Source organism: Paraburkholderia sp. HC6.4b (assembly GCF_014200875.1).
Taxonomy (GTDB): Bacteria; Pseudomonadota; Gammaproteobacteria; order Burkholderiales; family Burkholderiaceae; genus Paraburkholderia; species Paraburkholderia tuberum.
The window spans coordinates 15,649-28,860 of the sequence record NZ_JACHDC010000028.1 but is presented as its reverse complement, the minus strand read 5'-3'; the positions used below and the strand labels follow the sequence as shown (position 1 = coordinate 28,860).

Annotated in this window: 11 protein-coding genes and 1 pseudogene; 7 read left to right on the top strand and 5 right to left on the bottom strand. The window is 63.5% G+C overall.

The window, feature by feature from the left end:
- Positions 1-94: 94 nt before the first annotated feature.
- Positions 95-1,684, bottom strand: a complete 1,590-nt coding sequence (gene garD, locus HDG34_RS33925) for a galactarate dehydratase (protein ID WP_184067062.1) — start codon at positions 1,682-1,684, stop codon at positions 95-97.
- A 255-nt stretch (positions 1,685-1,939) separates the two neighbouring features.
- Here garD and kdgD point away from each other — a divergent pair, with 255 nt between their 5' ends.
- The 3 genes from kdgD to HDG34_RS33910 all read left to right on the top strand — a co-directional run bounded on the left by kdgD (position 1,940) and on the right by HDG34_RS33910 (position 5,371).
- Entirely contained in the window at positions 1,940-2,857 is a 918-nt protein-coding gene (kdgD, locus tag HDG34_RS33920; RefSeq protein WP_090806087.1) for a 5-dehydro-4-deoxyglucarate dehydratase, read from the top strand.
- A 190-nt stretch (positions 2,858-3,047) separates the two neighbouring features.
- Complete coding sequence (locus HDG34_RS33915) at positions 3,048-4,406, top strand: MFS transporter (RefSeq protein WP_184067059.1); 1,359 nt, start codon at positions 3,048-3,050, stop codon at positions 4,404-4,406.
- 221 nt (positions 4,407-4,627) lie between these two features.
- Complete coding sequence (locus HDG34_RS33910) at positions 4,628-5,371, top strand: FadR/GntR family transcriptional regulator (protein WP_090806091.1); 744 nt, start codon at positions 4,628-4,630, stop codon at positions 5,369-5,371.
- 142 nt (positions 5,372-5,513) lie between these two features.
- On the opposite strand, the gene HDG34_RS33905 is transcribed toward HDG34_RS33910, so the two are convergent.
- A complete protein-coding gene (locus HDG34_RS33905; RefSeq protein WP_184067056.1) occupies positions 5,514-7,097 on the bottom strand; it encodes an aldehyde dehydrogenase (NADP(+)) in 1,584 nt (527 codons plus the stop codon).
- A 232-nt stretch (positions 7,098-7,329) separates the two neighbouring features.
- Here HDG34_RS33905 and garL point away from each other — a divergent pair, with 232 nt between their 5' ends.
- Together garL and HDG34_RS33895 are read left to right on the top strand one after the other, a co-directional pair.
- On the top strand, positions 7,330-8,130 hold the full coding sequence (gene garL, locus HDG34_RS33900; RefSeq protein ID WP_184067053.1) for a 2-dehydro-3-deoxyglucarate aldolase: 801 nt from the start codon (positions 7,330-7,332) through the stop codon (positions 8,128-8,130).
- Entirely contained in the window at positions 8,127-9,056 is a 930-nt protein-coding gene (locus tag HDG34_RS33895; RefSeq protein WP_260321425.1) for a 2-hydroxy-3-oxopropionate reductase, read from the top strand. Before garL ends, HDG34_RS33895 begins: the two co-directional genes overlap by 4 nt.
- 28 nt (positions 9,057-9,084) lie before the next feature.
- Here the strand turns inward: HDG34_RS33895 and HDG34_RS39645 are convergent.
- Positions 9,085-9,254, bottom strand: a pseudogene (locus tag HDG34_RS39645) (IS5/IS1182 family transposase); the annotation flags it as partial.
- Positions 9,255-9,544: 290 nt separating this feature from the next.
- Between HDG34_RS39645 and HDG34_RS33890 the strand changes: the two are divergent.
- Positions 9,545-10,378: an RNase A-like domain-containing protein gene (locus HDG34_RS33890; protein ID WP_184067047.1), complete on the top strand. Its 834-nt coding sequence runs from the start codon at positions 9,545-9,547 to the stop codon at positions 10,376-10,378.
- A complete protein-coding gene (locus HDG34_RS33885) occupies positions 10,378-10,668 on the top strand; it encodes a contact-dependent growth inhibition system immunity protein (protein WP_260321424.1) in 291 nt (96 codons plus the stop codon). Before HDG34_RS33890 ends, HDG34_RS33885 begins: the two co-directional genes overlap by 1 nt.
- Before the next feature lie 138 nt (positions 10,669-10,806).
- Here the strand turns inward: HDG34_RS33885 and HDG34_RS33880 are convergent, their stop codons facing one another.
- On the bottom strand, positions 10,807-12,105 hold the full coding sequence (locus HDG34_RS33880) for an MFS transporter (RefSeq protein ID WP_184067008.1): 1,299 nt from the start codon (positions 12,103-12,105) through the stop codon (positions 10,807-10,809).
- A 45-nt stretch (positions 12,106-12,150) separates the two neighbouring features.
- Positions 12,151-12,945, bottom strand: coding sequence for an NAD(P)-dependent oxidoreductase (locus HDG34_RS33875; protein ID WP_184067005.1), 795 nt, complete (start codon positions 12,943-12,945; stop codon positions 12,151-12,153).
- Positions 12,946-13,212: the final 267 nt, after the last annotated feature.

Below are 13,212 nucleotides of genomic sequence, written 5' to 3'. Positions count from 1 at the left end.
TGGATGTTGTGATTGCGAGCGGGTCTTCTGAATGGAAAAGCGAGCGCCGGCTGGACCGGCGCTCGCCTGAGTATTGACGGGGCACGGTGCCTGCTCAGGTCACCGGCGCCGGGTTGAACAGCGTCAACGCATTGTGCAGTCCCAGCTTCTCCGCGCAGGTTTCCTTGCGGCCGCTCGCGACTTCGAGCATCAGGCGGAACAGTTCCCAGCCCACCTCCTCGATGCTGGACTGGCCGGTCGCGATCGTGCCGGCGTTGATGTCCATCAGATCGTGCCAGCGACGCGCGAGGTCCGAACGCGTCGCGACCTTGATGACCGGTACTTCGGCGAGGCTGTACGGCGTGCCGCGGCCGGTCGTGAACACGTGCAGCGTGATGCCCGAGGCGACCTGCAGCGTGCCGCAGATGAAGTCGCTGGCCGGCGTGGCCGCGTAGATCAGGCCCTTCTGGTTGACCTTCTCACCCGGCGACAGCACGCCGGAGATCGCCGAGTTGCCCGACTTGATGATCGAGCCCATCGCCTTTTCGACGATGTTCGACAGGCCGCCCTTTTTGTTGCCGGGCGTCGTGTTCGCGCTGCGGTCCGCGCCGCCGCGCTTCAGGTAATCGTCGTACCACTGCATCTCGCGGATGATCGCCTGTGCGACGTCCGCATTGGCCGCGCGCGCGGTCAGTTGATCGACGCCGTCGCGCACTTCGGTGACTTCCGAGAACATCACGGTCGCGCCGGCGCGCACCAGCAGGTCGGTTGCGAATCCGACGGCCGGGTTCGCGGTCAGGCCCGAGAACGCGTCGCTACCGCCGCACTGCACGCCGATCACCAGATCCGACGCCGGACAGGTTTCGCGACGGCGGTTGTTCAGGCGCTTCAGATGCCCTTCGGCCATCCTCATGATCGACGTGATCATCGACTGGAAGCCGACGTGCGATTCGTCCTGCAGCACCACGACGTCGCCGTTCTGCTCCAGCGCGACATCACCGATGTCCGCGACGTCGTCGACGACCGCCGCCGCCGCGATCGGAATCGTTCCCGGCGGCATCAGACGCTCGGGCTGCAGCTTCTCGCAGCCGAGGCTCACCATCATCACTTCGCCGCCGAAGTTCGGGTTCAGCGCGATGTTGCGCACGGTGCGGATGGGCACCATCGCGTCGGGCGCGTCGATCGCGACGCCGCAGCCGTAGGTGTGACCGAGGCTGACGACATCGTCGACATTCGGATATTTCGGCAGCAGCTCGGCCTTGATGCGCGTGACCGCGTGTTGCACGACGTCGGCGACGCACTGCACGGTGGTCGTGATCGCGAGGATGTTGCGCGTGCCCACCGAGCCGTCCGAGTTACGGTAGCCCTCGAACGTATAGCCTTCGAGCGGCGGCATGTCCGGCGCTTTGGTGGTGGCGATCGGCAGGTCTTCGAGTCCCGGGGGGCTCGGCATGCGGATCACATGTTCGTTGATCCAGCTGCCCTTCGGCAGCGGCTTCAGCGCATAACCGATCACGACGTTATAGCGGATGACCTCGTCGCCCTCGGCGAGATCGGCCACCGCGACCTTGTGGCCCTGCGGCACACGCTCGCGCAGCCTGAGGCCATCGGCAAATACCGCGCCCTCGCCCAGACCGCCGTCGTTGACGACGATCGCGACATTGTCATTGGGATGAACGCGGATGTAGAGCGGAGTTTGTTCCATTGATCGATCCTTGAGGCGTGATAGACCTGCTTCGCCATTAATCATACGTCATCCTACAACGTGAAGTTTCGCCCGGATGTTCCGTATTTACCCTATAGCGTGAATTATGCCGTGAAAACCCCGTTGAGTTACCGGATTTGTTGTTGTACGATGACGTATAAGAAATCTGATTTCCAAAGATTTTCTACTAGTACGACGTCCGTTGTACTGGTTGGAACCAACAACGACCCAATCCGACGCCTGGATACTTTGATCATGACGACACCGCAGGAACTCAAGCAGATCGTTTCGGAAGGCCTCCTGTCCTTCCCCGTCACCGACTTCGACGCTAAAGGCGACTTCCGCGCCGACACCTACGCAGAGCGTCTCGAATGGCTCGCTCCGTACGGCGCATCGGCGCTGTTCGTCGCCGGCGGCACGGGCGAATTCTTCTCGCTGACGCAAGACGACTACACGCAAGTAGTCAAGACCGCGGTCGAGGTCTGCAAGGGCAAGGTACCGATCCTCGCCGGCGCCGGCGGCCCGACCCGCGTGGCGATCGCCTACGCGAAGGAAGCGCAGCGCCTCGGCGCGCACGGCATCCTGCTGATGCCGCACTACCTGACCGAAGCAAGCCAGGACGGTATCGCCGAGCACGCCGAAGAGGTCTGCAAGGCTGTTCCGGGCATGGGCATGATCATCTACAACCGCGCGAATTCAAAGCTCAACGCCGACATGCTCGAGCGTCTGGCAGACCGTTGCCCGAACCTGATCGGCTTCAAGGACGGCGTGGGCGAGATCGAAAACATGGTGACGATCCGCCGCCGCCTCGGCGAGCGCTTCTCGTACCTCGGCGGCCTGCCGACCGCGGAAGTCTACGCTGCCGCCTACAAGGCGCTGGGCGTGCCGGTGTACTCGTCGGCGGTGTTCAACTTCATTCCGAAGACCGCGATGGACTTCTACCGCGCGATCGCCGCTGACGACCACGCGACGGTCGGCAAGCTGATCGACGAATTCTTCCTGCCGTACCTGAAGATCCGCAACCGCCGTGCCGGCTACGCGGTCAGCATCGTCAAGGCTGGCGCGAAGCTGGTCGGCCACGACGCAGGTCCGGTGCGCGCACCGCTGACCGATCTGACGCCGGAAGAAATGGAACAGCTCGACGCGCTGATCAAGAAGCTCGGACCGCAGTAAGGCACCGGCGTCAGGGCTTCGAGCGAAGTAGCTCGCGAGCCTCATCGATGAGGGCCGCCTAGACGGCCGCGTGGCGAACGCCCGGCACCGCAACGTCGCCGGGCGTTCGTGTGTTTGCCCGACAGGCAGGTGGTCTGCGGGCCACCCGGTGTGCAGACTACACCTCGCCCGACAATACAGGAGATGACCCATGGACTTGAGCCGCTCGGCCAGTTCCACCGACGCCGCTGCTAGCGCGGCACGCACCAAGGTCCGCTACGGGATCCTGCTGCTGATCTTTGTGATCACCACCCTCAACTACGCCGACCGCGCGACGCTGTCCGTCACCGGTTCCGCAATGCGCACCGCGTTCAGCCTCGACGCGATCCGCATGGGCTATATCTTTTCCGCATTCAGCTGGGCTTACGTGCTGTCGCAACTGCCGGCCGGCTGGCTGCTCGACCGTTTCGGTGCGCGCCGCGTGTACGCGGCGAGCATCTTCTCGTGGTCGCTATTCACGCTGCTGCAGAGCTCGGTCGGCCTGCTCGGCAGCGCCGGTGCGGCGATTACCGGCCTGTTCGCGCTGCGCTTCGTGATGGGCGCGGCCGAGTCGCCGGCGTTCCCGGCGAACGCGAAGGTCGTCGCGAGCTGGTTCCCGACCAACGAGCGCGGCACCGCGTCGGCGATCTTCAACGCCGCGCAATACTTCGCCGCGGTCGTGTTCACGCCGCTGATGGCGTGGCTCACGCACGCGTTCGGGTGGGAAATGGTCTACGTCGTACTGGGCGTGGCCGGGCTGCTGCTCGCGCTGACGTGGCTGAAGGTCATGAAGAATCCCGCCGACCATCCGCGCGTGTCGCGCGCCGAGCTCGAGTACATCGAGCAAGGCGGCGGCCTCGTCAGCGGTGCGCGCAAGACGCGCCCGGACGATGTTTCGAAGGCCGGCGGCTGGACGCTCGTGCGTCAGTTGCTCAGCAACCGCATGCTGCTCGGCGTCTATCTCGCGCAGTACTGCATCAACGTGCTGACCTACTTCTTCCTGACGTGGTTTCCGATCTACCTCGTGCAGGCGCGCGGCATGACGATCCTGCATGCGGGCCTCGTGGCCTCGCTGCCGGCGATCTGCGGCTTTCTCGGCGGGGTGCTCGGCGGCGTGCTGTCGGACGGAATGATCCGCCGCGGCTGTTCGCTGACCGTCGCGCGCAAGGTGCCGATCGTCGGCGGCATGCTGCTGTCGACCTGCATCATCGGCTGCAACTACGTGTCGACCGACTGGGTCGTCGTCGCGCTGATGTCGCTCGCGTTCTTCGGCAAGGGCATCGGCGCGCTCGGCTGGGCGGTCGTCGCCGATACGTCGCCGAAGGAAGCGCTCGGCTTGTCCGGCGGGATCTTCAACATGTTCGGCAACATCGCCGGCATCGTGACGCCGATCGTGATCGGTTATCTCGTCGCGCGCACGGGCTCGTTCAATGGCGCGCTGGTGTTCGTCGGCGCGAACGCGCTGCTGACCGTGATCAGCTATCTGGTGATCGTCAAGGACATCCGGCGGGTCGAGTTGCGTCCGGCGTGAGCCCGTTATAGGCTGGGTTATCGTCGCGGTTATCGTACTTCCGGCCGACCGACCCGGCGCCTCGCGCGATCTATTCGCGCCGAGGCGCCAAACTTCCGGCCTGCGCCGATATACGTGACATTTGCGCCGGAAACGAGCCGGCCTTCTATAATCAGTCGTCAGACGACGATATAATAAAAATGCACGATTCCCAGCGATCTTTCAAACAAGGAGCGTTTTCGATGGCTACACCACTAGCATCCGCGGCACCGCCACGACGCGCTCGCAATCTTGCCGAGTTCGTCGTCAACTACGTCACCGAGCAGATCGCGGCCAACTTGCTGAAGCCGGGCGACAAACTCCCCACCGAATCGCAGCTGATGAGCACACTCAGCGTGAGCCGCACGGTGATTCGCGAGGCGATCTCGCGCCTGCAGGCAGGCAAGGTCATCGAGACGCGGCACGGCATCGGCAGCTTCGTGCTCGAGCCGCAGCGCGAAAAGCTCGGCATCGACATGGTGCCCGCCACCACGCTGCGCGACGTGCTGTGCATTCTGGAGCTGCGCATCAGCCTCGAAACCGAATGCGCCGGTCTCGCCGCGCAACGCGCGAAACCGGACGACCTCGCGCGCATGCGCACCGCGCTCGACGCGATCGAGGCCACGCGCCACAACGGGCTCGACAGCGTGCAGGCCGACCTGCAGTTCCACATCTCGGTCGCACGCGCAACCGGCAACCGCTATTTCGTCGACATACTGTCGCAAATGGGCAGCGCGCTGATTCCGCGCAACCGGCTCGACTCGGCCGGCATCGCGCGCGCCGATCCTGATGCGTATCTGTCGCTCGTGAACCTCGAGCATGAAAGCATCCTCGAGGCGATCAGCCGGCACGACGCCGAAGGCGCACGCGCGGCGATGCGCATGCATCTGTCGAATAGCCGCGAGCGGCTGCGTCGCGCGAATGAAGTGAGCGAAGCGAACAGCTGATTCTCACGAAGCTCGCGGGCGAAAAAAATGGCCGGGAATCTCCCGGCCATTTTTTTATCTTGCGATTGCGTCCGCCCTTCCCTTCGGTCCGCGCCCGGCCGACCGGCCCGGGCACGCATCCGTGCAGGACGGCGTCACGCGATTAACCGCGCGTGAGTTCGCCATCGCGACGACGCCACAGTTCCAGCGGATTGCCGTCAGCCAGCGTTTCCGGCAGCAGCTCGGCCGGGAAGTCCTGGTAGCAGACCGGGCGCAGGAAGCGGTCGATCGACGTGGTGCCGACCGAGGTCGCTCGGCTATCCGACGTTGCCGGGAACGGGCCGCCGTGGACCATCGCGTGGCACACTTCGACGCCGGTCGGGAAGCCGTTGACCAGAATCCGGCCGGCCTTGCGCTCGAGAATCGGCACCAGCTTCTTCGCAGCGGCCACGTCGGCGCTGTCCATCTGCAGCGTCGCGGTCAGCTGGCCGGCGAAGTGTTCGGCGACCTTCAGCATTTCCTGCTCGTCCTTGCAGCGGATGATCGTCGACACCGGGCCGAATACTTCGTCTTCGAGCGCCGGGTTCGCGAGGAACGTCTGCGCGTCGGTCACGAACAGCGCCGCGCAAGCCTGGGTCGGGCCGGTCGCGGCGACGCCGCGTGCCACGACTTCGACGCCCTTCGTTGCGGCCAGCTTGCCTTCGCCGTCTTCATACGCGGCGTGAATGCCCGAGGTCAGCATGGTCTGCGCCGGCTTCGCCGCGAGCGCTTCCGATGCCGTCGCGACGAAGCCCTTCAGCGCGTCGCTGTCGATCGCGATGGCGAGGCCCGGGTTGGTGCAGAACTGGCCCGCGCCGAGCACGAGCGAGTCGACGAAACCGCGCGCGATGCTGTCGCCGCGTGCCGCAAGAGCGTTGGGCAGCAGGAACACCGGGTTGATGCTGCTCATTTCCGCGTACACCGGGATCGGCTCCGGACGCGCCGCCGCGACGCGCATCAGCGAAGTGCCGCCCGCACGCGAACCGGTGAAGCCGACCGCCTTGATGGCCGGGTGCGCAACCAGTGCCTCGCCGACCGAGTTACCCGCGCCGACGATCATCGAGAACACGCCTTCGGGCAGATCCATTTCCTGCGCGACGCGCTGGATCACGCGACCGACCAGCTCCGACGTGCCGAGGTGAGCGCGATGCGCCTTCACGACGACCGGGCAGCCAGCAGCCAGCGCCGCGGCGGTGTCGCCACCCGCTACCGAGAACGCGAGCGGGAAGTTGCTCGCGCCGAACACCGCGACCGGACCGAGCGCGATCTTCTGCATGCGCAGATCCGAGCGCGGCAGCGGCTTGCGCTCCGGCAGCGGCGAATCGAGCGTAGCGTTGAGCCACTGGCCCGCGCGCACGGTCTGCGCGAACAGCTTCAACTGGCCGGTGGTGCGGCCGCGCTCGCCTTCCAGACGCGCCTTCGGCAGTCCCGATTCAGCCTGCGCACGCTCGATCAGCTCGTCGCCGAGCGCGGTGATGCCGTCAGCGATACGGTCCAGGAACTCGGCGCGCACTGCGAGCGGCAGTTGACGGTAGGCGTCGAACGCCTGTTGCGCGAGCGCGCAGGCCTGCGCGACGTTCTCGACGGTGCCGCTGCCGAACACCGGCTCGGCAATCTCGGAACCCGTGGCAGGATTGAACGCGCGCAGCGGTTTTTCTTCGCCGCGCACGGCTTTGCGACCGATCAGCATTTCGCCGGTAATAGGCATTTTTGACTTTCCTTTAATGAAGGCTGAAGATATAGGTCATCCTACAACATCGCGGGGGCCCTATGCAACCCGAAACGCTTGTCTGACAGGCGCATACGGGTATACTCGGCCATTACAACCGGGCCGTGCGGTGCTAATCTACAGCTGGTCGTACGACGACTTATAACTCGCATTTCGCGGTTTAGCATTGTCGCAGCTTTTCCCGATCCATCGCAGTTCGAGGAGACACCGCATGCCCGCCGTCACGCCTTACGAATCCTTGCCCAACCGCTTCCGGCGCGCGGTGCGCGAGGGAAAAACCCAGATCGGCTGCTGGGCGTCGCTCGCCAGCCCGATCGCCACTGAACTGCTGGGCACGGTCGGCTTCGACTGGATGCTGCTGGACGCCGAACACGCGCCCAACGACGTGCTCACGCTGATCCCGCAGTTGATGGCGCTCAAGGACAGCGGCAGCGCACCGGTCGTCCGACCACCGGCCAACGACAGCGTCGTGATCAAACGTTTTCTCGACAGCGGCTTCTCGAACTTCCTCGTGCCCTTCGTCGACAGCGCCGACGACGCCGCCCGCGCGGTCGCGTCGACACGCTATCCGCCGCAGGGCATTCGCGGCGTGTCGGTCGGCCATCGCGGCAATCGCTACGGCACCGTGTCCGACTACTTCGCGATCGCCAACGACAATGTCTGCGTGATCGCGCAGATCGAAAGCCGCAAGGCGGTCGAGAATATCGACAGCATCCTCGCGGTGGACGGCATCGACGCGGTCTTCATCGGTCCGTCCGACCTCGCGGCGTCGTATGGCCACCTCGGCAATGCGAGCCATCCGGACGTGCAGCAGGCGATCGCGCATGTGGTCGCCCGCGCGCAGGCGGCCGGCAAGTCGAGCGGCATTCTCGCGCCGCTGCAGGCCGACGCGGAACGATATCTGTCGATGGGCGCGCGCGTCGTCGCGGTCTGCGCGGATCTCGGGTTGCTCAAGGGCGCCGCGCAGGCGGCACAGAAACACTTCATGCAGAAACCGGCGGGCGAGGCTTGAACGCGGCCGCCACGACATCTTCGGAGCATTCCATGCAAACAGCAGGCTTTATCGGACTCGGCATCATGGGCAAGCCCATGGCCGCCAACCTTCTGAAAAACGGCGTGTCGCTCGCCGCCTTTACGCGTAGCGGCGTGCCCGCCGAGCTCACGCAGGCCGGCGCCGTCGCATGCGAGAACCCCGCCGCGGTCGCCGCCAACGCGGACGTGATCTTCATCATGGTGCCTGACACGCCGGACGTCGAACGCGTGCTGTTCGGCGAGAACGGCCTCGCGAGCGCGCTGCGCGCCGGCCAGACGGTCGTCGACATGAGCTCGATCTCGCCGATGGCGACCCGCGATTTCGCGGCGCGCGTGCGCGAATCCGGTGCCGATTATCTCGACGCGCCGGTGTCCGGTGGCGAAGTCGGCGCGAAGGCCGGCTCGCTGACCATCATGGTCGGGGGCGAACAGGCCACGTTCGACAGCGTGAAGCCCCTGTTCGACATGATGGGCAAGAACGTCACGCTGATCGGCGCGGTCGGCGCGGGCCAGGTGTGCAAGGTCGCCAACCAGGTGATCGTCGCGGCGACCATCGAGGCGGTCGGCGAAGCGCTGCTGCTCGCGTCGAAGGCGGGTGTCGATGCGGCGCGCGTGCGTGAGGCGCTGATGGGCGGCTTCGCATCGTCGCGCATTCTCGAAGTGCACGGCGAGCGCATGACCAGGCGCACGTTCGATCCGGGCTTCCGCATCGAACTGCACCAGAAGGACCTGAACCTCGCGCTGTCGACCGCGCAGGCGCTCGGCGTGTCGCTGCCGAACACCGCCACCTGCCAGGCGCTGTTCAACGCGTGCGTCGCGCACGGCGGCAAGGCGTGGGACCACTCGGCGATGGTGCGCGCGCTCGAAGTGCTCGCGAATCACGAGATCGGTCAGAAGAGCGCGTAAGCGCGCTGTTGCACGGCGCCACTTCACAGTTGCGATCGGGTTTTCCGTCTGTCCGCATGTGACCGATGGCCGGCTCGATCGCAATTCGTCGTCTGATCGGGAGCGATGCTCTTCTCACGGTCGACCATAACGGCTTCCGCCGCGGCATCGCTCTGAATTGCCGCCTGATCCAGCGCTTCTAACCAGCGTATGACCATCAACGCGTGAGCATAGCTCGCGACCTTTCGTCTCCTCATTAACGGCCGATGCTTTCGCAATTTTATTGCGAGCTACGCGCCCCTCTTGCGGCTGTCAAAGCGTACGGCGTGGGTAGTGGCCGGGCTGCCATGGCATTCGCCCCATGCCCTTGCGCCATCCGATCCAACTAACGTCCGATCGAGCGAACCATCGGGACGCACGGGCTGGCACAAGAATCATCCTTCGCCCATTCCCTCGCTCTGTACCCGGCTGTTAGCTTGATGGCCCCAACAACGACAGAGGAGTCCGGAGTGTCATATAACCAGGATTCGGATGGCGTGCGCGTCGTACTCAGTGCGCCACAACTGGCGGCGGTGCTGACCCGCCAATCGATCAGCCACAGCGAAATGCTTTCCAACCGGCTATGGGGCGGATTGCAACTTGTCGGCGGTCTGCTGGAAATGGTCGGGGCCGGCGCGCTGTGTGTGATGCCAGAACCGACCATGGCAAGCAAGGCCGGATGCGTTGTGTTCGGCGTTCACGGCTCGGACACAGCGGCCGCTGGCTTGCGTCAGATCTGGACGGCGCGAGATACGGCGACGCTAACCCAGCAGGGCACGACGAAACTCGCCGAAGCGATGAATGCCAGTCCCGATATGGCGAACAATATCGGTCTGTGGCTCGATATGGTCGTGCCGTTTGGCTTTGCTGGTTCGATCAAGGCTGTACGGACTTCGCAGATCGTGATGGGCCGGATCAGACTGATGGAGCACGAAGCGAAGGACGGTAGCCGGATCGGCGGGCATACAATCGAAAAGCATGTCGGGCGGACTGAGGCGCAACTGCGCGAGAGGCTGCGCCTGGAACCAAAAAGAGACGTAGTATCGTCGTTTCGGGATTTACCGACGGCGGAATGGGCGATCTCCAAGGTTATGGAATCCAACACACTGAAAATCAGGAGTTGGGCTCAATCAAATCCGAGACATGCGTTAACTCTATTCCATAACGTTGGAAAAACTGTAGGTTATGGAATTAACCGAGAAACCGGGCAAGTAAAGGGTATGAGTATGGTTCAGGTTGTGTTGAAATATGAGAAATACAATGGAATGCCATATTACATTTTGACGTCTTATCTACTGAAATGATGAACGAAGAATCATATCCCCAGTTCTATGTCCTGTTCGGGGGATATCTCAACCAAGACAGCGATCTCTGGGGTGACACTCTGGAGCAGGTTGTATCGTGCTTCAAGGGAGACAGTTCTACAGAAGAAATTGCAGAGACGCTGCGCGAAATAGATAAATATAAAAAAGAAGCAGGCGAAAATCTTGACCAAAAGTTTTACGAAGATTATGGATTTAATTTCCATCCGAAATTGTGGGGATACACTACCGCATCCTTCTTTGACGAATTAAAACGTCTGCTGGGCGACTAATCTGCTTGCCGGCTGCAACGCTCACGGCGCAACAGCGCCATCCTGCAAACGGCCGCAAAACCGACAAAGAAGCGGCGCCCACTCATGGGCGCCGCTTCTTTCACAACATCGGCCCACTAAAGCCGACCGCACTTCGCCTTACTTCGCCGTCACCGCACCGGCCGACGCCCACTTCGGCTCCGGCATCTTTTCCGAACTCCTGGCCATCAGGCAGACCACGACCGCGGCAATCAGATCGAACACCGCCAGCACGACGAACAGCGGGCTATAGCCGATCTGCGTGACGAGCACACCGAACAGCGCGGTGAACGCCGCGGCGCCCAGATATCCAGCCATGCCGCCCATGCCCGTCGCGGTCGCGACCTCGTGCCTGCCGAACATGTCCGACGTGATCGCGTACAGTGCGCCCGACAACGTCTGGTGCGCGAAGCCGCCGACGCACAGCAGCGCCACCGCCATGTACGGGCTCTCGACGAGACCGACGCACGCCGGCCCGATCATCAACAACGCACCGACCACGAACACCATCTTGCGCGACGTGAACAGCGACACCTTCGCGTACTTGTGGAACAGCGGGCTCAGATAACCGCCGAGCACGCAGCCGATGTCGGCGGCGAGGAACGGCATCCACGCGAACATCGCGACTTCCTTCAGGTTCATGTGACGCTCGGTCATCATGTACAACGGAATCCACGCGTTGAACGTTTGCCAGGCCGGCTCGGACAGAATTCGCGGAATACCGATCGCCCAGAAATCGCGGCTCGCCAGCATCGCGCGCCAGTTGCGCTCCGGCGCGTTGATGTCATCGTGATGCTTCGCTTCCTGGCCGCTCAGAATGTAGTCGCGCTCCGCGTTGGCCAGCAGCTTCTGGTTGCGCGGATGCTTGTAGATGGTCATCCACAGCACGCTCCATACGATACCCGCCGCGCCGACGATCACGAACGCGAGTTGCCAGCGGCCGTGAAACAGTGCCCACACGACGAGCGGCGGCGCAAGCAGCGCGCCAATCGACGAGCCAATGTTGAACCAGCCGATCGCAACCGACCGCTCTTTCGCCGGGAACCACTCGCTGGTTGCCTTCACGCCAGCCGGAATCCCGGCCGATTCGGCGAGACCCAGGATCCCGCGGAACACTGCGAGGCTGCGCCAGCCCGTCGCCCATGCCGCCGCCGCGCACGCCACCGACCACGCCAGCGCGAACACCGCGAAGCCGACCTTGGTGCCGATCGTGTCGAGCACGAAACCGGCGACCGGCTGCATGAACGCATAGCAGAGCTGCCACGCCACGACCACGTGCGAATACTGCTCGGTCGTGATGTTCAGCTCCTTCATCATCGTCGGAGCCGCGACCGACAACGTGTTACGCGCCAGGTAATTGATGATCAGGCCGGCCGCGACCAGCGCGACCATCCACCAGCGAATACCCTTGATCTTCATTGCTGCTACTCCTCGTGTTGCAATGCCCGTCAAACCGAACGGGACTTAAGCCTTGCGCGAATAGTCGATGCCGACGAAGCTACCGCCCTGGTAGCGCTGGCACAGCTCATCGAGCGGATTCGGGCGCGACAGGATGTCTTGCGCGTAGTCCTCGGCGTTCTGCTTCGGCTCGTAGCCAAGGCGCGCGGCGCCGCTGTTGTCCCACCAGCTGCGCGTATTGGCCGACACGCCCCAGATGGTCAGGAAGCCGACGTCTTCCGCTTCGATGCAGCGCTCGAGGAAATGCATCAGGTCCTTGTGGCCGAACCAGGTGCTCAGATGGCGCTGCTCGGTCGGACGCTCGAGGCAGCTGCCGATCCGCACGCACACGCTTTCGATGCCGTGCTTGTCCCAGTACATGCGCGCGAGCGCTTCGCCCCACACCTTCGACAGGCCGTAGAAGCCGTCCGGGCGCAGTTCGCAGTCGAGGCTCAGATGCTCGGTGACCGGGTACATGCCGATCGCGTGGTTCGAGCTCGCGAACACGATGCGCTTCACGCCGTTGCGGCGCGCGCCTTCGTAGACTTCGACGAGGCCGCGCAGGTTGTTCTCGATGATCTCGGGCAGCGGACGCTCGACGCTCGTGCCGGCGAAATGGATCAGCACGTCCACGCCGTTCAGCAGACGGTCGACCACCGCCGGATCGCGCAGGTCGCCGTTCATCACGTCTTCGCCGTCGACGAGCGGCGTCAGTACTTTGGAGCCCGCGGCCGAGCGCAACGGCACGCCGCGCGCGACGAATTCAGCACGTACCACGGAGCCGAGCTGGCCGCCGGCGCCACTCAGGGCAATCTTCTTCATAGGGGTTCCTTTTACTGCGCCGCGCGCGAGGTCTTCAGAGAACAGACAGAGGATCTGAGCGGCCGGCGAAATCGCGCTGCGCGCGTCGCATAACACACTCAAGTTGTACGATAACGTACTATCGACGATGGACAAGCAGATTTCAACTCCGCATTTACCCTTAAATTACTGTGTGGCAGTTTCCTACCTCTTTAAAAAACAAAGGCATAGGAACATCGCGTTCGTGCGACATCGTATAACTTGAAGTGGATTTTTGTTCCAGGAGTG